The organism is Streptomyces harbinensis, assembly GCF_900116145.1.
Classification (GTDB): Bacteria; Actinomycetota; Actinomycetes; order Streptomycetales; family Streptomycetaceae; genus Streptomyces; species Streptomyces carpaticus.
This window is the reverse complement of record NZ_FPAB01000004.1, coordinates 209,507-231,299: the sequence shown is the minus strand read 5'-3', so window position 1 is coordinate 231,299 and position 21,793 is coordinate 209,507. Positions and strand designations below refer to the sequence as shown.

Below are 21,793 nucleotides of genomic sequence, written 5' to 3'. Positions count from 1 at the left end.
GGAATCGTGACGACGGACGTCATCGCGCTCACCGAGCGGATGCCCGACCCGTGGAGCCTGGTGGCCGGGCTGATGGCCGGCGGCCCGCAGACCCTGCTGTCGGTGGACCGGGCGGAGGGCGCGCTGCTCCAGCTGTGCGACGAGCAGGGCCGGCCGCTGGTGTCGGTCGAGGCGCCGCTGCTGGTGCGGCTGCCCGGCGAGGTGGCCCGGCTGCTGGGCCCGGAGGCGGCGGTGGGCGGCCCGGTGTGGTGGACGGAGGTGCGGGCCGCCACCGGTGTCGAGCGGGCGCCGCAGCTGGCGGGCACCGTGGCCGCCCGGCTGGCCGGTCGGCTCGGCGGCGCGGTCTGGCCGCCGGACGCGGTGCCGGCGGACGGCGGCGAGGCCCCGGTGACCGGGGTGGTGGGCGCCGCGGCCCCGGCGGCGGCGCAGCCGGCGGTGGACGTGCTGACGGACCGGGCGGCCGTCGTCATCCAGGACCGGCCGCTGGTGGCGATGACCGCCTGGCTGGCGGACGCGCTGCGGGCGGCGCAGGCCGGCGGGCGGGCGTTCCAGATCGTGACCCCGCCCGGTGTGCGGCTCTCCCTGCCGACCCGTGCGGTCCTGGCCGGGCTGCCCAACCGCTGGGTGGTGCAGGACGGCGCCGGGGGGTACTACGACGGGCTGTCCGGGTCCGTACTGCGCTGGCAGGACGGGCAGTTCGCCGCGACCGGCACCCCGGCGCCGGGGTTCCTGGACGGGGTGCCCCGGGCGGCGGTGAGCGAGGAGCACCAGCTGCTGCTCACCTTCACCACCCGGCGGCCCGCCGACCGGGAGCTGCTGCTGGGCGGGGGCCTCGCGGCGGTGTGGCGGCGGCTGACCGGTACGGAGCCGGCCGGCTGGGGCACCTGCGAGCCGGCGGCGCTGCCCTGGTCGCGGCGGGAGCTGACCGAACGGGTGCGGGCGCGGGCGCCGCAGTCCACCTGGCTGGTGGTGGTGGGCCACCCGGAAGGGCCGCCGGCGATCGCCACCCTGCGGGTGCGGATCACCACCGGCGGGGTGGAGGAGGAGGTCACCTTCGCGCTCGGGCAGCGGGACGGCGCCACCGGGAACGGGGCGGACGGTACGGCCGAACTGCCCGGGCTGGCCGGGGAGCTGGCCGCCCGCTACGGGCTGGTGTCCCTGCTGGCCCAGCGCCGCCGGGCCCGCGCCGATCTGACGGTGCCGGCCCAGCTGGAGCCCGGGCCCGCCCCGCTGGCCTTCGCCCTCGGAGCCGAGGACGTGCACCGCATCGGGCTGCCGCACGCGCTGCGCCCGCCGCTGCCCACCACCCCGCGCCGCCTGGGCCCGGCCGGCCGGCCCGGGCTGTACTACCCGCTCCCGGACGGCGGCTGGCCGGCGTACCAGCACCTCATGGCGCATCTGCACGGCGCCGACCCGGCGCGCGGCGCGCGGGCATCCGCGGGCGGGGGCTGAGCCCGCCCGGGCGGCCGGGGGTGTCCGCGGTGCGCACTCTCGCCCGAAGGCGGCATTCGGGGGATTCGTATGCTGAGGGGTATGAGTTCTTCGCCTTCTTCGTCCAGACCCTTCGACCGCGCGCACACCGATGACCTGATGGGGTTCCTCGCCGCCTCGCCCTCTCCCTACCACGCGGTGGCGGGCGCGGCGCAGCGGCTGGAGAAGGCCGGGTTCCGGCAGGTGGAGGAGCACGCCGCCTGGGACGGGGAGAGCGGGGGGAAGTTCGTCACCCGGGGCGGTGCGATCATCGCCTGGTACGTGCCCGAGGACGCCACCGCGGCCACCCCGTACCGCATCGTCGGCGCGCACACCGACTCGCCGAACCTCCGCGTCAAGCCGGTCCCGGACCGCGGGCGGCACGGCTGGAAGCAGATCGCCGTCGAGGTGTACGGCGGCACGCTGCTCAACACCTGGCTCGACCGGGACCTCGGTCTGTCCGGGCGGCTGTCGCTGCGCGGCGGCGGCAGCGTGCTGGTGCACGTGGACCGTCCGCTGCTGCGGGTGCCGCAGCTGGCCATCCACCTCGACCGCGGCGTCAACGACGGGCTGAAGCTCGACCGTCAGCAGCACATGACCCCGCTGTGGGGCCTGGGCGACCCGCACGAGGGCGAGCTGATCGCGTTCCTGGCCGGTGAGGCCGGGGTGGCGGCCGAGCAGGTCGCCGGCTGGGACCTGATGGCGCACAGCGTGGAGCCGCCCGCCTATCTGGGCAAGGACCGGGAGCTGGTGGCCGGGCCGCGGATGGACAATCTGCTGTCCGTGCACGCCGGGGTGTCCGCGCTGATCGCCGCCGCCCAGGCCGGGGCGGACGCCATCCCGGTGTTCGCGGCCTTCGACCACGAGGAGTGCGGCAGCGAGTCCGACACCGGGGCCGGCGGGCCGCTGCTCGGCTCGGTGCTGGAGCGCTCGGTCCACGCGCGCGGCGGATCGTCCGAGGACCGGGCGCGGGCGCTGGCCGCCACCATCTGCCTGTCCTCCGACACCGGGCACGCCGTGCACCCCAACTACGCGGAGCGGCACGACCCCGACCACCACCCGATGCCGGGCGCCGGGCCGATCCTCAAGGTCAACGTCAACCAGCGGTACGCCACCGACGGACGCGGACGGGCGGTTTTCGCGGAGGCCTGCGAGCGGGCCGGGGTGCCGTGGCAGACGTTCGTGTCGAACAACGCGGTGCCGTGCGGGACGACCATCGGCCCGATCACCGCGGCGCGGCACGGCATCAGCACCGTCGACATCGGGGTGGCCATCCTGTCCATGCACTCCGCGCGCGAACTGTGCGGCGCCGCCGACCCCTACCTGCTCGCCAACGCCATGACGGCGTTCCTGCGGCACTGACCGCGGCGTTCCGTACCGAGCCAGGACCCGCCCGTCACACGGCTGTGAAACGGGCGGGCCAAGCTGGTGGCCACGGGGGAGGTCCGCACCGCACTGCACTGCGGTGCGGACCGGCCCCGGCAACCCCTCGAACTGACAGGCGTTCGCACCCTAGGATTTGACTCACTCAAGGCATTCACCGGTCCCGCGCGAGCGGCGTACCGTGTGAATACTCCAAGCGACGATCGCCACGAGGGGCCCCGTGACCGTGCATCCCAGTCTGCAGACGTCCATCGATGCCTGGACCCAGTCGATCGAGGCGATATCCGAGCTGGCCTCGGAGCTGGTGGGCGGCGAGTGGAACCGTGCCACCGAGTGCCCCGGCTGGTCGGTGCGCGATGTCATCTCGCACGTCATCGGCGGCGAGTGCGAGGCGCTCGGCGATCCGCGGCCCATCCATTCCCTGCCCCGGGACCTCTACCACATCCGCGGCGAGGCCGGCCGCTACTTCGAGGTGCAGGTCGATGTCCGCCGGCACCACACCGCCCCCGAGATGACCAGCGAGCTGGAGTACACCATCATCCGCCGCTCCCGGCAGCTGCGGAACGAGAAGCGCGACCCGGGGTACGAGCTGAGCCACCCGGTGCTGGGCGACATGACGCTGGAGACCTTCCTGAAGGTGCGGGCGTTCGACGTGTGGGTGCACGAGCAGGATCTGCGCCGCGCGCTCGGCAAGCCCGGCAATCTCGACTCGGACGCGGCGGTCATCAGCCGCGACGTGCTGCTCGGCCGGCTGCCGAAGGTGATCGCCGAGGACGCCGGGGCGCCGAAGAAGTCCGCGGTCGTCTTCGACGTGCACGGCCCGGTGGAGTTCCTGCGCACGGTCCGGGTGGACGAGGAGGGGCGGGGCAGCGTGGACCGCAGCCCGTCGCTGGGCCCGGTGGTCACCTTCACCCTCGACTGGGAGACCTATGTGCGGCTGGCCTGCGGCCGGGTCCGGCCCCGGCGGGTGGCCGACAAGGTGAAGATCGAGGGCGACGAGGAGCTGGCCGGGCGCATCCTCGCCCATTTCGCCGTCACGCCGTGACCGGCCGGGGGCCGGCGGTCGGGCCGGCTCAGCCCCGGTCGGGCTCGTGGCCGGTGGAGACGGTCAGCTCGAACACCGTCTCTTCGGGGTCGAAGGGCTCGCCGCGCGCCGGGGTCTGGTTGACCACCATGTTCTCGCCCAGCAGCACCTCGTCCTTGTAGACGAGCCGTTCCTCGTACCGCCAGCCGGCCGAGCGGATGCACTCCTTCACCGAGTTGATGTGGTAGCCGTAGAAGTTGGGGGCCGCCACGGTGCCCGGGTGCTCGTCCTGGTCCCAGTAGTCCCGGGCGTGCACGCAGGTGGTGCTGTCGATGACCTTGTCCGGGTCGCCCTCCTTGAAGCGGGGCTCCCGTTCGGCGTCGGGTCCCTCCCCGGCCTCGCTGTCGCCGTCCGCGCCGCTGCCGCCGCCGCTGTTCAGCGCCGTGATCACCACCCCGGCCGCCACCACGGCGATGACCGCCACGACCGCGATCACCACCGCCAGCGGCCCGCGCCGCCCCGCGCCGCCGCCCTGCCCCGGGGACACCGGGACGGTCGGCGCGACCGCGTACGGCGGCGGGGTGCCGGGGCCCGGGCCCGGCTGCGGATAGCCGTAGCCGCCCGGCGCGTACGGCGAGGCCGGCGGGGTGGCCGGCGGCGGGGTGGCGACGCCGCCCGGCGGACGGGGCGGCGTCGGGGCGCCGAACTCCGGATACACCGACGCGGCGATCCCCGCGCCGCTGTTGCCGCCCGCCGCCGCGGCCGGGTCGATGCGCGGCGCCGCGCCGCTGAGCGTCCCGGCCACCCGCAGACACTCGGCGCGCAGTTCCTCGGCCGACGGGAAACGCTCGTTCGGGTTCTTCCGCAGCGCCCGCCCGACCAGCGCGTCCACCGCGGGCGGCAGCGCCGTGTTCACCGAGGACGGGGCCGGCGGCTCCTCCTGGACGTGGGCGTACGCGATGGCCAGCGGGTTGTCCGCGTCGAACGGCAGCCGGCCGGTGAGCAGCTCGAACAGCAGCACCCCCACCGAGTACAGATCGGAGCGGGCGTCCACGCCGCGCCCCAGCGCCTGCTCGGGCGACAGATACTGCGGGGTGCCCACCACCATGCCGGTCTGGGTCATGGCGGTGCCGCTGGACTGCATCGCGCGCGCGATGCCGAAGTCCATGACCTTCACCGTGCCGCCGCGCTTGGCGATCATGACGTTGCCCGGCTTGATGTCCCGGTGGACCAGGCCCATCTCGTGGCTGATGTCCAGCGCCGCCAGCACATCGGCGGTGATCTGGAGCGCCTTGTCCGCCGGCATCGCCCCGTGCCGCGCGACATCCTCGTCCAGGATGTCGCGCAGCGGTCTGCCCTCGACGAACTCCATCACGATGTAGGGCACCTGGGCCTCGCCCAGCCGGTCCTCGCCGGTGTCGAAGACGGAGACGATATTGGTGTGGGTGAGCTTGGCGACCGACTGCGCCTCGCGCTTGAACCGCTCCCGGAAGTCCTGCTCGCTGCCCAGCTCCGCGTGCATGGTCTTGATCGCGACCTGCCGCTCCAGCACCGTGTCCCACGCCAGGTGCACCGATGCCATGCCGCCGCGCCCCAGCAGGGCGCGCAGGACATAGCGGCCACCGCCCACCGTGCGGCCGGAAAGGTCGGCAGGCGGACGTGCCTGGTCATTCATCGGTACTGATCCCCCTAGGCTTACGGAGCGTTCCGGTCCGGCAGGGCCCCGGATCTCCGCCCGTATCATACGGACTGGCCAGGTTGGCTCGGAGTGCCGCCGGATAACGACCGCATCAATACTCAACTTGTCAGCGCCACCCCGGAACGGGTTTGATGGCGATTGGACACGCGGCGACAACGGCGAGGACTGATGGCACAGGAGCAAGGCGCGTCGGGCCCGGGCGAGGATGAGGCCGGGGGGACCGCCAGCGAAGTGCCGGACTCTCCCGAGATGTGGGGAAACGCCGGACTGGTGGGTGAGGGCCGCTACCGGCTCACGCACCGGCTGGGCCGCGGCGGCATGGCGGAGGTGTTCGCCGCCGAGGACGTACGCCTCGGCCGTACGGTCGCGGTCAAACTGCTGCGCGCCGACCTCGCCGAGGACCCGGTCTCCAAGGCCCGCTTCACGCGCGAGGCCCAGTCGGTCGCCGGCCTGAACCACCACGCGGTGGTCGCCGTCTACGACTCCGGCGAGGAGACCGTCGGCCGCAACGTCGTGCCGTACATGGTGATGGAGCTCGTCGAGGGCCGCACCATCCGGGAACTGCTGGTCGGCTCCGAGCCGCCGACCGTCGAGCAGGCCCTGCACATCGTCTCCGGCGTGCTGGAAGCGCTCGCCTACAGCCACCAGCACGGCATCGTGCACCGCGACATCAAGCCCGCCAACGTCTCCATCACCGACTCCGGCGCCGTCAAGGTGATGGACTTCGGCATCGCCCGTGCCCTGCACGGCGCCGCCCAGACCATGACCCAGACCGGCATGGTCATGGGCACCCCGCAGTACCTCTCGCCCGAGCAGGCCCTCGGCAAGACCATCGACACCCGCTCCGACCTGTACGCGGTCGGCTGCATGCTGTACGAGCTGCTGGCGCTGCGCCCGCCGTTCGTCGGCGAGACGCCGCTGTCCGTCGTCTACCAGCACGTCCAGGACATGCCGGTGCTGGTCTCCGAGGTCAACCCGCAGGCCCCGCCGGAGCTGGACGGCCTGGTGATGCGCTCCCTGGCGAAGGACCCGGACGACCGGTTCCAGACCGCCGAGGAGATGCGCGCGCTGGTGCAGTACGCGCTGCGCATGCTGGACGAGCACGGCAGCCACACCGCCGGGCTGTGGAACACCGGCTCGGTCACCCCCGGCGGCACCCCGCCGATGGGCACCCCGGCCGCCTCCCGCACCGACGCGCCGACCAGCGCCATCCACACCTCCCCGCTGCTGCTCGGGCACCCCGACGCGGCCGGTGACGGCTACGACGGCGGCGGGAGCGGGCGCAACCGGCGCGGGATGATGATCATGGTGGCGCTGCTCGCGGTGGTCGCCATCGGCGTGGGCGCCCTGATCATCTCCAACCTGGGCGGCGGCGAGGACACCGACAACCCCTCCCGGGACACCGAGCAGGTCGCCGACCCGACGGACGAGGCCGAGGACCCGGCGGACGACGCCGAGGAGGACCCTGCCGACGAGGACGCGCCCAGCGACGACTTCCAGTGGAGCCAGAACGGCGGCGGCTCCAGCAACAGCGGCGGCTCGGGCTACCAGCCGCCCCCGGACGACGACACCGACCAGCCCACCGACCCGGAGGACCCGGGCAACACCGGCTCCCCCGACCCGACCGACGGCACCGCCGGGAGCGCCGGCGACGACACCGAGGGCGCGGCCACCGAGGGCGCGGCGACCGAGGGCGCGGCGGACGGCAACGGTGAGACCGACAACGGCAACGCCACCAACCCCGACCCCAGCGACGGCGGTCAGACCGAGAGCGGCAACCCGGCCGGTGGAGCCCCGGGAACGCCCGGCGGCGCCGGCACGCCGGGGGGCGAGAACGGCAACGCCGTTTCGGACGGCGGGCCGATCGGCTGAACCGGCCGGGCCGACCGAACCGACCGATCCACCGTGACCACCCGCACGTCCGCCCGGGAGTTATCGGGCCGCACGCTCCACGCCCTCACCCGGCGCTACGGGGCCGGTGAACCGCTGTCCTGCCAGCCCCTGTCCCAGGGGCTGCTCAACCGGGGCTACCGGCTGGCCACCACGCGCGGCCGGTACTTCCTCAAACAGCATCTGGCCGGCGACCCCGACACGGTGCTGCCGCTGCCCCGCCAGCACCGGGCGACCGCCGAGCTGGCCGCGCTCGGCCTGCCGGTCGCCCCGCCGCTCGCCGACCGGGACGGCGCCACCGTCACCCTGCTGGCCGGGCACTGCTTCGCGCTGCACCCGTGGATCGACGGCCGGCACCGGGGCGGCGGCGACCTGGGGCGGGCGGACTGCCGGCGGCTCGGCGCGCTGCTCGGACTGGTGCACCGGGCCCTGGAACGGGTGATACTGCGCGCGGCCCCCGAGGGCGCGGCACCGGCCAGGGGCCGGATCAAGGCCGCCTGCCCGAACGAGACCCGCCAGGTGATCGACGGCCTGCTGGCCCGCGTGCGGCAGCGGCCCCGGCGCAGCGGCTTCGACGAGCTGGCCGAGCACCGGCTGCTGGAGCGGCGGGTGCTGCTGCGCCGGTACGAGGCCCTGCGGCCCGGGGTCACCGAGATACCGGCGGCCGGGTGGGTGCACGGCGACTTCCACCCGCTGAACCTGCTGTACCGGGCCGAGGGGCCCGCCGATCCGCTGGCGATCATCGACTGGGACCGGCTGGGCATACGTCCGCGCGCCGAGGAGGCGGTACGGGCGGCGGCGATCTTCTTCCTGCGGCCAGACGGCTCGCTGGAACTGCCGAAGATCAGCGCGTACGCCCGCGCCTACCGCATCGCGGCGGGCGTCGGCCCGGCGGAACTGGCGGCGGCGGTGCACCGGGTGTGGTGGGAGCGGCTGAACGACTTCTGGATGCTGCGCTGGCACTACGAGCGCGGCGACCCCCGCACCGACCCCCAGTTCGGGGCGGCCTCGGCCCTGGTGGTGTGGTGGACCCGCCACCGCCGGGCGGTACGGGACGCCTTCTGCGCGTAGCCCCTCGCCGGGCGGGGCGTCGGCGGGATACGTGCCCGGGGGCACCTCGCCGCGCCCGCGACCCGGCGTCTGCGCCCGTGCCCGTCGCTAGCGTTCCACGTCCCGGGGGGCCGGGCCGTGGTAGCCGGCCAGGAGGGGGCGGGGGAGGGGGCCCTTGATGCGGGTGCCGGTCTCCGTTTCCTCCCAGGCGTGCGCCAGGATGCCGACGCTGCGGGAGAGGACGAACAGGCCACGGCCCAGCTCGGGCGGGAAGCCGAGTTCCGCGTAGATGATGGCGGTGGCGCCGTCGATGTTCATCGGGACCGGCCGGGTGCGGCCCTCCGCCAGCGCCTCCTCCAGCGCGAGCCCGGCGGCCAGCGCCCGCCCGGGGACCTCGCCGCTGTCCACCGCCTCCGCCACCAGCGCCAGGAGCGGATCGCGGCGCGGGTCGCGCGGGTGGAAGCGGTGCCCGAACCCGGGCAGGTACGCGCGCCGCTCCCGGTACTCCGCGACGATCGCGCGCGCGTCCTCGCCGCCGGTGATCCGCGCCAGCACCTCCATGCATTGCTGGCCGGCCCCGCCGTGCACATCGCCGAGCAGTCCGGTGCCGGTGGCGACCGCGCTGTTGAGGCCGACGCCGCAGGTGGCCGCCATCCGGGCGGCGGCGATGGACGGGGCCTGCGGCCCGTGGTCCACGGCCGCGACCAGGGCGGCCTCCAGCAGCCGGCCCTGGACGGGGGTGGGCAGGTCGCCGCGCAGCAGCAGCCAGATCTGTTCGGCGAAGGTGACCTGCCCGATGAGCTGCTCCACCGGGTAGCCGCGCAGCAGGATCTCGCCGGGCCTGATCCGGCTCACCGCCGTGGACCAGTAGTCGGTCACCGTGTCGCGCGCGATGGTGTCCGCGGTGCCGCCGTCCGTACCCGGGTCCGTGCCCGTACGTCCGCTCGCGTTCTCGGTCACGCTCTTCCCCTCGCCCTCGGCCCTCTCCCCGCTCATATCGCCCCCCGCTCCCGCAGCGCGGCGATCTCCGCCGCCCCGTAGCCGAGTTCCGCGAGTACCGCGTCGGTGTGCTCGCCCAGCAGCGGCGGGCGGGCCGGTGGTGCCGGGGGTTCGCCGTCCACTCGCAGGGGGCCGCCCAGGACCCGCAGGGGGCGGTCGCGTCCGTCGGGGAAGGGCAGGTCGTGGACGAAGTCGCGGGCCGTCAGCTGTTCCAGTTCCAGCACCTCGGGCACGGACAGCACCCGGGCGGCCGGGACCCCGGCGGCGGACAGGATCTCTTCCCACTCGGCGGCCGGGCGGGCGGCGAGCGCCGCCTCCAGTTCGGTGCGCAGTTCCTCGCGGCGGGTCTTGCGGTCGGCGGGGTGCGCGAACCGGGCGTCCCCGATCAGGTCCTCGCGGCCGGTCAGCCGGCACAGGGTGGCGTATTGCTCCTGCCGGTTGGCGGCGATGTTGAGGTACCCGTCGGCGGTGCGGAAGGTGCCGGAGGGGGCGGCGGTGAAGTTCTCGTTGCCCATCGGGACCGGTTCCTGACCGGTGATGAGGTAGTTGGAGGTCACCCAGCCCAGCGAGGTGAGCGCGGCCTCCAGCATCGAGACGTCGAGGAACGCGCCCTCGCCGGTGCGCCCGCGCCGTACCAGGGCCGCGGTGACGGCGTACGCGGCGGCCATGCCGCCCAGGGTGTCGGCGACCGGGAAGCCGGCCCGCAGGGGTGCGGTGGCGGCGGTGCCGGTCACGCTCATCATGCCGCTGAGGCCCTGGATGATCTGGTCGTAGGCGGGCCGGTCGCGCAGCGGCCCGGTCTGGCCGAAGCCGGAGATGGCGCAGTAGACCAGGCCCGGGTTCTCGGCGCGCAGGGTGTCCCAGCCGAGGCCGAGCCGGTCCAGGACGCCGGGGCGGAAGTTCTCCAGCAGGACGTCGGCCTCGCGCACCGCGCGCAGCAGGGCGGCCCGGCCCTCGGGGTCCTTGAGGTTGAGGGTGAGGGAGCGCTTGCCGCCGTTCTGGGCGAGGAAGGAGGCGCCCAGCAGCTCCTCGGAGAGGGCGCGGTCGGCGCCGAGGCGGCGGGCGAGGTCGCCGCTGCCGGGCAGTTCGACCTTGATGACGTCGGCGCCCTGGAGCGCCAGCTGGTAGCCGGCGAACGGCCCGGCCAGCACATTGGTGAGGTCGAGGACGCGGATGCCGTCCAGGAGGGGGGTCATCGGCCGGTGCCTCCGATCGAGCCGAGGGCGGTGAGCGCCCGCGCGGTGTCCAGCAGGGCGGGAACGAAGCCGGCGACGGCCTCGTCGGTGAAGCGGACGGTGGGGCCGCCCAGGGCGACGGCGGCGGTCAGCCGTCCCTCGGCGTCGAAGACGGGGGCGGCGGCGCCGGAGATGCCCGCCTCGCGTTCGCCGTGGCTGACCGACCAGCCGCGCTCGGCGGCCCGCTGGACCCGTTCCCATAGGAGTGCGGCCCCCTCGGGGTCCGGGCCCTGGGCGGCGACGGCGGTGACGGCGGCGCGGTCGGAGCGGGAGAGCAGGACGTGGCCGGCGGCGCCCGCCCACAGCGGCATCTCGGCGCCGACGTGCACCACGTGCCGCAGGGAGCGGGTGCCTTCGTGGCGGGCGACGCACACCCGGGCGTCGCCCTGGCGTACGTACAGTCCGACGCTCTCGCCGCCGCCGGCCTCGCTCAGCGCGCGCAGCCGGGCCAGGGCCTCCTCGGGCAGCTGCCAGGTGGTGCGGGCGAGTTCGGCCCAGCGCAGCAGGCCGGGGCCGGGGACGGTACGGCCGTCGCCGCGGCTCCACAGCAGTCCGCACTGTTCGAGGGTGTGCACGAGGCGGACCACGGTGGATTTGGGGAGCCCGGTGGCGGTGACGAGTTCGCGTACCGAGCGGCTGGGGTGTTCGGCGTCGTAGAGGGCGAGCAGGTCGACGGCGCGTTGCACGCTGCGGACTCCGCCCGGATCGGCTTCCGGCATGGCGGCATCACATCACCGAACCGCTGTCCGGCACAAGTGGTCCACCAGGTGGTACGAGCGGGGGCGGGGTCAGCGGCGGACGGTGGCCAGCGTCGGGGTGAGCCGCAGATAGTGCCGCCCGGCGGGCAGCGGCGCGAACGTGGCGCGTTCGGCGGGGGAGGGCACCAGCGCGTGGGCGGTGCCGATCAGCTGGACGCCCCAGGGGCGCAGGTCCTCGCCCGCGTCCCGGCTGTTGGTCTCGTACGCCACCACCGTGCCGTCGATCAGCCGTCCGCTCTCCAGGGCGTCGCCTGCGATGCGCAGCAGCACCGTCCTGCCGTCCTCGCTCAGCCGGTGGCAGGCGGGGACGATGAGCGGCAGGGCGTGCCGGGTGACGGCGGCCCGGCCGTGCGGGGCGCGCGGCAGCAGCCGCAGGGCCTCGGCCAGCGGGTGGTCGGCACTCGTGCGGGCATCCATGTCCCCCACCCTGCCCGGCCCGGCCGGGTGGGGGACAAGGGACGAACGGCCCCTATCGCGCGCCGTGGCCGCCGCGCCGGGCCTCGCGTTCGCGCTCCGCCTGCCGGCGGGCGACGAACGCGGCGGCCTGCGACCGGCGTTCCATGCCGAGCTTGGACAGCAGGCTGGAGACGTAGTTCTTGATGGTCTTCTCGGCCAGGTGCAGCTGCTCGCCGATCGCCCGGTTCGTCAGCCCCTCGCCGATCAGGTCCAGGATCCGCCGCTCCTGGTCGGTGAGCCGCGCCGTCCGGTCGTCCGGCTCCTCCTCGCCCGGCCCGCTGCGCAGCCGGTCCAGCACCCGCTGGGTGGCGACCGGGTCGAGGAGCGACTTGCCGGCCGCCACGTCACGGACCGCCGTCAGCAGCTCCGTACCCCTGATGGCCTTGAGGACGTAGCCGGAGGCGCCCGCCATGATCGCGTCGAACAGTGCCTCGTCGTCCGCGTAGGAGGTGAGCATCAGGGCGGCGACGGACTCGTCGCGGGAGCGGATCTCGCGGCAGACCTCCACCCCGCTGCCGTCCGGGAGCCGTACGTCGAGCACCGCCACGTCGGGGTGGGTGGCCGGGATGCGCACCAGGGCGTCGGCGGCGGTGCCGGCCTCGCCGACCACCTCGATGTCGGGCTCCATCGACAGCAGCTCGTGCACCCCGCGCCGGACCACCTCGTGGTCATCAAGCAGGAATACGGTGATTTTTCCGTCTTCGGGCACGGGGTCAGTCTCACACAGCTCCCCGAATGCCGCCGCGCATCACCCTTCCGCTGCCCCGGGTGGCGGGGATAACGTGCGGATGTCCCAGGCGCTTGCGAGGCTGTGACCACGGTGTTTTCGGCGGATCGCCCCACACGCCCGCGATTTACTTTGATTTCCAGGTAAATCCGCAGGTCAGGGGCGGTTTCGCTGCTTGTGAGCACTATGGGTACCGTGCTTTCTAGCGGGCCGCCGGACGGGACAACCAGTACCGCTCGGATCCGTCCGCGCGCACCCGACCCCGTGCGCCGTACGGGGCCGGGCGGGCCCGCACTGGCCGCCCGGACGACCCCGGGAGCCGGACCGACGGAGGAGCAAGTGACCGTGGAGAGCACCGCCGAACGCGGCACGCCGCGCCGTGCGACCGCCACCGCCGCCCAGAAGACCGCGACGAGGAAGACCGCGACGAAGAAGGCCGGGACGGAGAAGGCCCCCGGGAAAACCGCCGCGAAGAAGCCGACGGCCCGGAAATCCACGGCCAAGAAGGCGGCGGCCGGCAAGGCGACGGCGAAGCGGACCTCCGCCGCGAAGAAGGCCCCCGGGAAGAGCGCGGCCCGGCGCGGCCCGGCGGCGGACCGGCCCGCGATGGTGCAGCTGCTCACCCCCGAGGGCGAACGCGTCGACCACCCCGACTACACGCTGGACATCGGCGCCGACGAGCTGCGCGGCCTGTACCGCGACATGGTGCTCACCCGCCGCTTCGACGCCGAGGCCACCTCCCTCCAGCGCCAGGGCGAGCTGGGCCTGTGGCCGTCGCTGCTCGGCCAGGAGGCCGCCCAGATCGGCTCCGGCCGCGCGCTGCACCCCGGCGACTACGTGTTCCCCACCTACCGCGAGCACGGCGTCGCCTGGTGCCGGGGGGTCGACCCGACCCTCCTGCTGGGCATGTTCCGGGGCGTCAACCACGGCGGCTGGGACCCGAACAGCAACAACTTCCACCTCTACACCATCGTCATCGGCTCCCAGACCCTGCACGCCGCCGGCTACGCGATGGGCGTGGCCAAGGACGGCGGCGACTCCGCCGTCATCGCCTACTTCGGCGACGGCGCCTCCAGCCAGGGCGACGTGGCCGAGGCGTTCACCTTCTCGGCGGTGTACAACGCGCCGATCGTGTTCTTCTGCCAGAACAACCAGTGGGCCATCTCCGAGCCCACCGAGCGGCAGACCCGCGTTCCCCTCTACCAGCGCGCCGCCGGCTACGGCTTCCCCGGCGTGCGGGTGGACGGCAACGACGTCCTGGCGGTGCTCGCCGTGACCCGGGCCGCCGTCGAGCGCGCCCGCTCCGGGCAGGGCCCGATGCTGGTCGAGGCGTTCACCTACCGGATGGGCGCCCACACCACCTCCGACGACCCCACCCGTTACCGCCCGGACGACGAACTCGCGCAGTGGGAGGCCAAGGACCCGATCCTGCGGCTGCGGCGCCACCTGGACGCGACCGGCGCGGCCGACGAGGCGTTCTACGCGGCCGTCGAGGAGGAGAGCGACGCGCTGGGCCGCCGGGTGCGGGAGACGATCCGTACCATGCCCGACCCGGACAGCATGGCGATCTTCGAACACGTGTACGCGGACGGCCACGCCCTGGTCGACGAGGAACGCGCCCAGTACGCCGCGTACCTCGCCTCGTTCGAGCAGGAGGAGAACTGACATGGCCCCCACCCACGACGCCCCGCCCCGGCTGCCCATCGCCAAGGCCATCAACTCCGCGCTGCGCACCGCCATGGAGACCGACCCCAAGGTCCTCGTCATGGGCGAGGACGTCGGCAAGCTCGGCGGGGTCTTCCGGGTCACCGACGGCCTCCAGAAGGACTTCGGCGAGGAGCGGGTCATCGACACCCCGCTGGCCGAGTCCGGGATCATCGGCACCGCGATCGGCCTCGCGCTGCGCGGCTACCGGCCGGTGGCGGAGATCCAGTTCGACGGCTTCGTCTTCCCCGGCTACGACCAGATCGTCACCCAGCTGGCGAAGATGCACGCCCGCTCGCTGGGCAAGGTCAAGCTGCCGGTCGTCATCCGCATCCCGTACGCGGGCGGCATCGGCGCGGTCGAGCACCACAGCGAGTCGCCCGAGGCGCTGTTCGCGCACGTCGCCGGGCTGAAGATCGTCTCCCCGTCCAACGCGGACGACGCGTACTGGATGCTGCGCCAGGCCATCGAGTGCGACGACCCGGTGATCTTCTTCGAGCCCAAATCCCGCTACTGGGACAAGGGCGAGGTCAACGAGGCCGGCATCCCCGGGCCGCTGCACACCGCGCGCGTGGTGCGGCCCGGCTCCGACCTCACCCTGGTGGGGTACGGGCCGACCGTGCGCACCGCGCTCCAGGCGGCGGCCGTCGCCCAGGAGGAGGGCCGGTCGATCGAGGTCATCGATCTGCGGTCCATCTCGCCCATCGACTTCGACACCGTGCAGCGCTCGGTGGAGAAGACCGGCCGGCTGGTGACCGTGCACGAGGCGCCGGTCTTCTTCGGAGCCGGTGCGGAGGTGGCCGCCCGCATATCGGAACGGTGCTTCTACCACCTGGAGGCCCCGGTGCTGCGGGTGGGCGGTTTCCACTCCCCGTACCCGCCGGCGCGCCTGGAGGAGGAGTATCTTCCCGGGCTCGACCGGGTGCTCGACAGTGTCGACCGCTCACTGGCGTACTGAGAGAGGCTGAGGAGAGTCGTGACGATGGCTGCTGCACCCCAGCGCTACCGCGAATTCAAGATGCCCGACGTGGGAGAGGGCCTCACCGAGGCCGAGATCCTCAAGTGGCACGTTCAGCCGGGCGACACCGTGAGCGACGGCCAGGTGGTGGTCGAGGTGGAGACCGCCAAGGCCGCCGTGGAACTGCCCATCCCCTTCGACGGGACGGTGCGCGAGCTGCTGTGGGCGGAGGGCGACACCGTGGATGTCGGCTCGCCGATCATCACGGTGGACACCACCCCCGGTGCGCCGGAGGAGGCACCGGCCGCCCCCGCCCCGGCGCCGCAGGCGGCGGCCGAGCCCGCGCCGGAGGCCGCCGGAGAGCCGGAGCCGGCACCGGCACCGGCTGCGGAGCAGCCCGCCGCCCGGCAGCCGGTGCTGGTCGGCTACGGCGTCTCCACCGCCGCCACCAAGCGCCGCCCGCGCAAGCCGGTCGCCGCCGTACCGGAGCCGGCGCCCGCCCCCGAGGCCGCGCCCGCGCCGCCCGCCCCGGCGGCACCGGCCGGCGGCGGCCGGCCGCTGGCCAAGCCCCCGGTGCGCAAGCTCGCCAAGGACCTGGGCATCGATCTGCGGGCGGTACGGCCCACCGGCCCGGACGGCACCGTCACCCGCGAGGACGTCCAGGCCGCCGCCGCCCCCGCACCCGAGGCCGCCCCTGCCCCCGCCCCGCAGCCGGAGGAGGCCGTCCCCGGGCAGCAGCCGGCCGAGCGGCCCGGCGAGCGCCGGGTCCCGATCCGCGGCGTGCGCAAGGCCACCGCGCAGGCCATGGTCGACAGCGCGTTCACCGCGCCGCACGTCACCGAGTTCATCACCGTCGACGTCACCCGCACCATGAAGCTGGTGGCCCGGCTCAAGGACGACCCGGACCTGGCCGGCGTGCGGATCAACCCGCTGCTGATCATCGCCCGCGCCCTGCTCCTGGCCCTGCGCCGCAACCCCGACGCGCACGCCGCCTGGGACGAGGCCAACCAGGAGATCGTCTACAAGGAGACCGTCAACCTGGGCATCGCCGCGGCCACCCCGCGCGGCCTGCTCGTCCCCAACATCAAGGACGCCGGCCGCAAGTCCCTGGCCGAACTGGCCACCGCGCTCAGCGACCTGGTGACCACGGCACGCGAGGGACGTACCACCCCCGCCGACATGCAGGGCGGCACCGTCACCATCACCAACGTCGGGGTCTTCGGCGTGGACAGCGGCACCCCGATCCTCAACCCCGGCGAGTCCGCCATCCTGGCGGTCGGCGCCATCAAGGCCCAGCCCTGGGTCCACAAGGGCAAGGTCAAGCCCCGCCAGGTCACCACCCTGGCGCTCTCCTTCGACCACCGGCTGATCGACGGCGCGCTGGGCTCCCGGCTCCTCGCGGATGTGGCCGCCGTCCTCGAACACCCCCGGCGGCTGCTCACCTGGGGCTGACCCCCGCCCGTACCACCGCAGCGCGAAGGCGCCGGCCCCCCGAGGGGGACCGGCGCCTTCACCGTGTACAGGTCAGAGGTAGGGACCCGACCGGGCCGGGCCGTGCGGATCACCGGGGTGCTCGCCCTCGTCCGGCATCGCCCCGGGCGGCAGCGCCCGGCGCATCTGCTCCAGCTGGGCGCGCGCCGCCATCTGCTGCGCGAACAGCGCCGTCTGGATGCCGTGGAACAGCCCCTCCAGCCAGCCGACCAGCTGCGCCTGGGCGATCCGCAGCTCCGCCTCGGTGGGCAGCCGGTCGTCCGTGAACGGCAGCGACAGCCGCTCCAGCTCCTCCACCAGCTCCGGGGCCAGACCCTCCTCCAGCTCCTTGACGGAACTGGCGTGGATCTCCTTGAGCCGGTACCGGCTGGCCTCGTCCAGCGGGGCCGCCTTGACCTCCTCCAGCAGCTGCTTGATCATGCTGCCGATCCGCATGACCTTCGCCGGCTGCTCCACCATCTCCGTCACGGGAACCTCGGAGTGCTCCTCGCCGCCCTCGCCGTCTCGCGCGGTGGCGTTGGCGAGCGCCATGCCGTCCGGGCCCACGACCAGGACCTGCGGGCTCTGGCTCTCCTGAGAGGGTTCATTCCTCGGCTGAGTCATACCTCCATCATGCAACGAGGGTCACCCCGCGCGCCGGGCCAGGGTCACCCGGGAGCGGGTGAGCACGGCGGCGAAGACCAGCGCGATGAGCGGCACCAGCACGACCAGCTGGCCCAGGGTCTCCCACGGCAGCGCCAGATGCAGCTCGGGGCGCGGGCCGACGTCCCAGCCCTCCGCTACCTCCCGCTCCCACCAGTCGAGCCGGTCCCGGTGGTCGGCCATCAGCAGCCCCAGGGCCGGGATCAGACCGGAGACGGCGCCGAGCAGTACCCCCATGAAGGCGATCAGCCCGCACTGGAGTCCGGAGAGGGTACGCCGGATCCTGGGCGCCGCGCCGACCGCCGCCAGGGTGGCCAGATCCGCCTCCGAGTCGGCCTGGGCCAGACCGGTGGCGATCCCGGCCGCGCCCAGTGCGATCACCATGGCGGCGATCGCGAGGATGAGCAGCGACAGCGAGTAGTCGCCGGTGTAGCCGCGCTCGATCGTCCAGGAGGTGGTGGAGCCGAGGACGAGATCGTCCAGCTCGCCGCGGAACGCCTGCTCGTCCTGGCTGGTGGGCCGGTCCGAGGACGCGTAGTAGGTGCCGGCGAAGGTGGTGCCCAGACCGGCCTCCTCCGCGGCCTGCGGCGTCATCAGCGCGTCCAGGCCGTAGCCGTCGCCGTCCAGGTGCTCGGCGGGCAGGACGACGGTGCCGGCGGGCTCCTCCTGCTCCCAGTTCTCGTACTGGGCGAGGGTGACCCGGCCCTCGGAGTCGATGTCGGTGCGGTCGAAGACCAGGACCTTGCCGTCCTCCAGCGCCTGCCGGTACTCGGGACGGTCCAGGCCCAGGACCTTCAGGATCTCCGGGCCGCCCACGGCCACCGGGCCGGCTTCGCTCATACCCCAGCCGGCGGAGCGGTTGAACCGGCAGCGCTCGTCCTGGCGCAGGTCCCGCGTCTCCTGCTCGCTCAGCGCCTCACTGCCCTCTTCCCACAGCGGGCACACGTTCTCCGGCGGGGTGCGGATTTCCAGGTAGCAGTCGTCCGGGTCCCAGTCCAGGTTCGCGGCACTGCCGCCGGTGCAGAAGGCGGGCGCGGGCTGCGCGGTGGACAGATCGGCGCGGTCGGTGACCGGCAGGGTCTTCTCGGCCGCCGAGCGCAGCGGGTCCAGCTGCGACTCGGAGCCGTTCCACATGGTGAGCGCGACGGTGCCGTCCGGGAGGTTCGGCACGTACTCGGCGCGCTCCTGCGCCTGGATGCCCGCGGTCATGGTGGCCACCGCGACCGCGCCGGCCGCGGCGGCCAGCACGGCGGCGACCGCCGGTGCGGTACGGCCCCGGTTGCGGGCTGCGTCGCGCAGGGCCAGGCGTCCGGACAGCGGCAGGAAGCGGGCGAGCTTGCCGAAGCCGCCGACCAGCAGCGGGGTGAGGGCCACCAGGCCGAGCTCGGCGATGACGGCGCCGACTCCGACCATCCCGGCGCTGCCCATGGACAGGCCACCGACCAGCGCGACGGCCACACCGAGGATCAGCGCGACCGTGCCGGCGATCGGCAGGGCCCGGCTGCCGCGGCGCACGCCCTTGGCCCCGGTGAGGGACTCCAGGACGGAGGAGCGCGAGGCGTTGATGGCCGGGATCAGCGCGGCGAGGGTGCCGATGAACACGGCGAACGCCGCGATCCCGAGGATCTCCAGCCAGCGGAAGTCCCAGGAGCCGAAGCGGGAGCCGCCGATGTTCTCCAGGAACGGCTTGGCCAGCACGACGCCGATGACGCCGAGGACGATGCCGATCACGGCCGCCACGGCGCCCAGCACGATGCCGCTGGAGAGCATGACGGCGCGCAGCTGCGCCCGGTCGCCGCCGTTGGAGCCGATCAGGCCCAGCTGGCGGCGGGAGCGGCGGGCACCGACCGCGAAGGCGGGCCCGGCCAGCAGACAGATCTCCAGGACGACGAGCGCGACGGCGACACCGATGAGGGCGGCGGCCTGGGAGTCGATGCCGGAGTCCCACCGGAAGTAGTCGGGGTGCTGGAACAGCGGCACGTCGGCGTCGGCCGGCGGGTCGAGGTGCACCGCGCGGGAGGTGACCTGGACGCCCAGCTCGTTGGCGGCCTGCACCGCGTCCCAGGAGACGCCGCCGTCGACGGCGACCAGGTAGCGGACGTTCGAGGGGTCCTCGCCGCGGTCCAGCAGCGGCAGCAGGCTGTCGCTGGGGGCGAGCAGCGAGGTGGAGCGGAGCGAGCCGGGCAGCTCGTAGGAGCCGGTGATGGTGACCTTGTGGTCGATCTCGGCCAGCTCCACCTCGGAGCCGACCTTGGCGCCGGTGTCCGTCAGGAACTGCGTGGTGGCGGCCACCTCACCGGGTCCGGTGGGCCAGTCGCCGTCCAGCAGGGTGTATTTGCCGCGGGTCAGCTCGGCGGTGGGGTCGGTCTCCTGGATGTCCGTCCACAGGATGCCGTGCTCGGTGGCGATGTCCGCGTAGCCGGAACGCTCCTCCTGGACGGTGGCGCCCTCCGGCAGCACGTCCTCGAAGCGGAACCTGCCGGCGGGCTCCTCCTCGCCGTCTTCGCCGGGATCGCGGTTCGCCTGGCCGGGCTCCTCATCGTCCCAGGAGGAGGACCACATGTCGGACGGGTCGGTGGGGTGCTGGAGGATCGGGACGCCCGCCTCGTAGACCTCGTACCGGGCGTCGGCGGTGCCGATCTCCCGGGACAGCCACTCGTCGGTGGACAGCTGGCTGCTGCGCACCGCCAGGTCCGCGCCCGCCACTCCGAGGATGGGGAGGGCGATCATGGCCACCACCAGGGCGCTGCGGCCCTTGGCCCGCAGCGCGTCGCGGCGGGCGATGCGCAGCCCGAGCCGCCAGCGGTTGAGTGCCTTGTTCACCGCTTCACCTCGGAGGCGAGCAGCGATTCGGCGGTCGGGGAGACGGTCTGGTCGACCATGGTGCCGTCGCGCAGGAAGACGACCCGGTCCGCCCAGGCGGCGTACCGGGACTCGTGGGTGACCATGACGCCGGCCGCGCCCTCGTCGCAGCGCTTGCGGAGCAGGGCGAGGACGGCCTCGCCGGTCTCGGAGTCCAGCGCCCCGGTGGGTTCGTCGGACAGGACGAGGCGGCGGTCGCCGACGAGGGCGCGGGCGATGGCGACGCGCTGCCGCTGGCCGCCGGACATCTCGTCGGGGAAGCGGTTGGCGACCTCGGTGAGGTTGATCTCCTCCAGCGCGGCGAGTGCTTCCTTGCGGGCGGCGCGGGCGGATATGCCGTCGAGTTCGCGGGGGAGGGCGATGTTCTCGGCGGCGGTGAGGGCCGGGATGAGGTTGTAGTCCTGGAAGACGTAGCCGATGCTGGTGCGCCGGATCTTGGCGAGCTGGCTCTTGTTGAGGGTGCCGAGATCGGTGCCCTCGATGAGGACCTGCCCGCTGGAGGCGTTGTCCAGGCCGCCGGCCAGGGTGAGCAGGGTGGACTTGCCGGATCCGGAGGGGCCCATCACGGCGACGAACTCACCGGCGCTGACGGTGAGATCGATGTCGCGCAGCGCGTGGACGGTGGTGACGCCGCTGCCGTGGACGCGGCCGAGGCCGCGCAGTTCGAGGATGGGTGCGGCGCCGGATGCGGCGGTCGGGCTGGTCATGCGGTGGTTCCCCCCGTGATGCGGTGGTGCGCGTGCTCGTCGTCGTGGGCGTGCTCGTCGTCGTGGACGTGGTGCTCGTCGTGGGCGTCGTGGGCGGCGCCGGTGTCATCGGGCTGTGTCCCGGTTCGGGGCCTCGCGGGGCGCCGGGCGGCGAGGCGCATCAGTCGGGACTCGCAGTGGTCCAGCCAGCGGGCTTCGGCCTCGGCGGAGAAGATCAGCTGTTCGAGGACGAGCAGCCAGGCCATTTCCTCGCCGCTCTCCGGGCCGCCGTCGGCGAGCGCCTGGGCCTTGAGGCGGGTGTAGTCCTGCATGGCCTTGAGGGTGTGGTGGCGCTGGGCCTGGATGATCGCGCCGACGTCGACGCCCTCGGTGCCGACCGCCATGGCGAGCTTGATGGCGAGTTCGTCGCGGGAGGGGTGGCTACGGTCGACGGGCTGCCGGTACCAGTCGGCGAGTTCGCGGCGGCCGTTCTCGGTGATGCGGTAGCGCTGCTGCTTGCCGTCGCGTTCGCCGGCGGGCTCGATGAGCGCGTCGCGTTCGAGGCGGGAGAGGGTGGTGTAGACCTGGCCGATGTTGAGCGGCCAGGTGGCGCCGGTGCGGGACTCGAATTCGGCGCGGAGCTGGGAACCGTACTTGGGCCCGTAGTCGAGCAGGGCCAGCAAGCCGTAGCGGATGGACATACCGCGTATGTATACCGAGTATGTTCCCGGCTGGCAAACCCGCCGGTGGCTTGTTGCA

18 protein-coding genes are annotated in these 21,793 nt (G+C 73.8%); 8 read left to right on the top strand and 10 right to left on the bottom strand.

Annotated features, from left to right (window positions below):
* Positions 1-6: 6 nt before the first annotated feature.
* The 3 genes from BM385_RS12500 to BM385_RS12490 all read left to right on the top strand — a co-directional run bounded on the left by BM385_RS12500 (position 7) and on the right by BM385_RS12490 (position 3,898).
* Positions 7-1,452: a DUF6177 family protein gene (locus BM385_RS12500; protein WP_093843092.1), complete on the top strand. Its 1,446-nt coding sequence runs from the start codon at positions 7-9 to the stop codon at positions 1,450-1,452.
* An 81-nt stretch (positions 1,453-1,533) separates the two neighbouring features.
* The gene (locus tag BM385_RS12495) at positions 1,534-2,832 is read left to right on the top strand and encodes a M18 family aminopeptidase (RefSeq protein WP_093843091.1); all 1,299 of its coding nucleotides are present in this window, start codon (positions 1,534-1,536) and stop codon (positions 2,830-2,832) included.
* Between the two features lie 241 nt (positions 2,833-3,073).
* Positions 3,074-3,898, top strand: a complete 825-nt coding sequence (locus tag BM385_RS12490; protein WP_019432102.1) for a maleylpyruvate isomerase family mycothiol-dependent enzyme — start codon at positions 3,074-3,076, stop codon at positions 3,896-3,898.
* 28 nt (positions 3,899-3,926) lie between these two features.
* Here the strand turns inward: BM385_RS12490 and BM385_RS12485 are convergent, their stop codons facing one another.
* Positions 3,927-5,552, bottom strand: a complete 1,626-nt coding sequence (locus BM385_RS12485; RefSeq protein WP_019432101.1) for a protein kinase domain-containing protein — start codon at positions 5,550-5,552, stop codon at positions 3,927-3,929.
* A 192-nt stretch (positions 5,553-5,744) separates the two neighbouring features.
* On the opposite strand from BM385_RS12485, the gene BM385_RS12480 reads away from it, so the two are divergent.
* Positions 5,745-7,448 (top strand): protein kinase domain-containing protein, encoded by a 1,704-nt coding sequence (locus BM385_RS12480; protein WP_093843090.1) that lies wholly within the window; start codon positions 5,745-5,747, stop codon positions 7,446-7,448.
* Positions 7,449-7,481: 33 nt separating this feature from the next.
* Positions 7,482-8,537 (top strand): phosphotransferase, encoded by a 1,056-nt coding sequence (locus BM385_RS12475; protein WP_093843089.1) that lies wholly within the window; start codon positions 7,482-7,484, stop codon positions 8,535-8,537.
* 87 nt (positions 8,538-8,624) lie between these two features.
* Here the strand turns inward: BM385_RS12475 and BM385_RS12470 are convergent, their stop codons facing one another.
* The 5 genes from BM385_RS12470 to BM385_RS12450 form a co-directional block, all read right to left on the bottom strand.
* Entirely contained in the window at positions 8,625-9,512 is an 888-nt protein-coding gene (locus BM385_RS12470) for a citryl-CoA lyase (protein ID WP_217650950.1), read from the bottom strand.
* Positions 9,509-10,711, bottom strand: a complete 1,203-nt coding sequence (locus BM385_RS12465) for a CaiB/BaiF CoA transferase family protein (protein WP_019432097.1) — start codon at positions 10,709-10,711, stop codon at positions 9,509-9,511. The genes BM385_RS12470 and BM385_RS12465 overlap by 4 nt, the downstream gene beginning before the upstream one ends.
* Positions 10,708-11,469: an IclR family transcriptional regulator gene (locus BM385_RS12460; protein ID WP_093843088.1), complete on the bottom strand. Its 762-nt coding sequence runs from the start codon at positions 11,467-11,469 to the stop codon at positions 10,708-10,710. The genes BM385_RS12465 and BM385_RS12460 overlap by 4 nt, the downstream gene beginning before the upstream one ends.
* 69 nt (positions 11,470-11,538) lie before the next feature.
* Positions 11,539-11,925: a pyridoxamine 5'-phosphate oxidase family protein gene (locus BM385_RS12455; RefSeq protein WP_093843087.1), complete on the bottom strand. Its 387-nt coding sequence runs from the start codon at positions 11,923-11,925 to the stop codon at positions 11,539-11,541.
* A gap of 52 nt (positions 11,926-11,977) precedes the next feature.
* Positions 11,978-12,673, bottom strand: coding sequence for a response regulator (locus tag BM385_RS12450; RefSeq protein ID WP_093843086.1), 696 nt, complete (start codon positions 12,671-12,673; stop codon positions 11,978-11,980).
* A 357-nt stretch (positions 12,674-13,030) separates the two neighbouring features.
* On the opposite strand from BM385_RS12450, the gene pdhA reads away from it, so the two are divergent.
* From pdhA to BM385_RS12435, 3 genes are read left to right on the top strand one after another with little or no spacing between them, the layout of a single operon-like run.
* Positions 13,031-14,356: a pyruvate dehydrogenase (acetyl-transferring) E1 component subunit alpha gene (gene pdhA, locus BM385_RS12445; RefSeq protein ID WP_019432093.1), complete on the top strand. Its 1,326-nt coding sequence runs from the start codon at positions 13,031-13,033 to the stop codon at positions 14,354-14,356.
* A 1-nt stretch (position 14,357) separates the two neighbouring features.
* Entirely contained in the window at positions 14,358-15,353 is a 996-nt protein-coding gene (locus BM385_RS12440; RefSeq protein ID WP_019432092.1) for an alpha-ketoacid dehydrogenase subunit beta, read from the top strand.
* A gap of 24 nt (positions 15,354-15,377) precedes the next feature.
* The gene (locus tag BM385_RS12435; RefSeq protein ID WP_019432091.1) at positions 15,378-16,805 is read left to right on the top strand and encodes a dihydrolipoamide acetyltransferase family protein; all 1,428 of its coding nucleotides are present in this window, start codon (positions 15,378-15,380) and stop codon (positions 16,803-16,805) included.
* Between the two features lie 72 nt (positions 16,806-16,877).
* Here the strand turns inward: BM385_RS12435 and BM385_RS12430 are convergent, their stop codons facing one another.
* Genes BM385_RS12430 through BM385_RS12415 form a run of 4 tightly spaced genes read right to left on the bottom strand, consistent with a single transcriptional unit; the run spans position 16,878 to position 21,735 of the window.
* Positions 16,878-17,447, bottom strand: coding sequence for a bacterial proteasome activator family protein (locus tag BM385_RS12430; protein WP_026047140.1), 570 nt, complete (start codon positions 17,445-17,447; stop codon positions 16,878-16,880).
* Between the two features lie 21 nt (positions 17,448-17,468).
* Positions 17,469-20,309 (bottom strand): FtsX-like permease family protein, encoded by a 2,841-nt coding sequence (locus BM385_RS28190; RefSeq protein WP_093843085.1) that lies wholly within the window; start codon positions 20,307-20,309, stop codon positions 17,469-17,471.
* Positions 20,306-21,055, bottom strand: a complete 750-nt coding sequence (locus tag BM385_RS12420; protein ID WP_019432088.1) for an ABC transporter ATP-binding protein — start codon at positions 21,053-21,055, stop codon at positions 20,306-20,308. Before BM385_RS12420 ends, BM385_RS28190 begins: the two co-directional genes overlap by 4 nt.
* Complete coding sequence (locus BM385_RS12415; protein WP_093843084.1) at positions 21,052-21,735, bottom strand: PadR family transcriptional regulator; 684 nt, start codon at positions 21,733-21,735, stop codon at positions 21,052-21,054. The genes BM385_RS12420 and BM385_RS12415 overlap by 4 nt, the downstream gene beginning before the upstream one ends.
* Between the last annotated feature and the right edge of the window lie 58 nt (positions 21,736-21,793).

Excerpts from the sequence above, each read along its gene's own strand:
- BM385_RS12495 (WP_093843091.1), top strand. The coding sequence starts at position 1,534 with ATGAGTTCTTCGCCTTCTTCGTCCAGACCCTTCGACCGCGCGCACACC.
- BM385_RS12485 (WP_019432101.1), bottom strand. The coding sequence starts at position 5,552 with ATGAATGACCAGGCACGTCCGCCTGCCGACCTTTCCGGCCGCACGGTG.
- BM385_RS12480 (WP_093843090.1), top strand. The coding sequence starts at position 5,745 with ATGGCACAGGAGCAAGGCGCGTCGGGCCCGGGCGAGGATGAGGCCGGG.
- BM385_RS12470 (WP_217650950.1), bottom strand. The coding sequence starts at position 9,512 with ATGAGCGGGGAGAGGGCCGAGGGCGAGGGGAAGAGCGTGACCGAGAAC.
- BM385_RS12465 (WP_019432097.1), bottom strand. The coding sequence starts at position 10,711 with ATGACCCCCCTCCTGGACGGCATCCGCGTCCTCGACCTCACCAATGTG.
- BM385_RS12460 (WP_093843088.1), bottom strand. The coding sequence starts at position 11,469 with ATGCCGGAAGCCGATCCGGGCGGAGTCCGCAGCGTGCAACGCGCCGTC.
- BM385_RS12455 (WP_093843087.1), bottom strand. The coding sequence starts at position 11,925 with ATGGATGCCCGCACGAGTGCCGACCACCCGCTGGCCGAGGCCCTGCGG.
- BM385_RS12440 (WP_019432092.1), top strand. The coding sequence starts at position 14,358 with ATGGCCCCCACCCACGACGCCCCGCCCCGGCTGCCCATCGCCAAGGCC.
- BM385_RS12435 (WP_019432091.1), top strand. The coding sequence starts at position 15,378 with ATGGCTGCTGCACCCCAGCGCTACCGCGAATTCAAGATGCCCGACGTG.
- BM385_RS12430 (WP_026047140.1), bottom strand. The coding sequence starts at position 17,447 with ATGACTCAGCCGAGGAATGAACCCTCTCAGGAGAGCCAGAGCCCGCAG.
- BM385_RS12420 (WP_019432088.1), bottom strand. The coding sequence starts at position 21,055 with ATGACCAGCCCGACCGCCGCATCCGGCGCCGCACCCATCCTCGAACTG.
- BM385_RS12415 (WP_093843084.1), bottom strand. The coding sequence starts at position 21,735 with ATGTCCATCCGCTACGGCTTGCTGGCCCTGCTCGACTACGGGCCCAAG.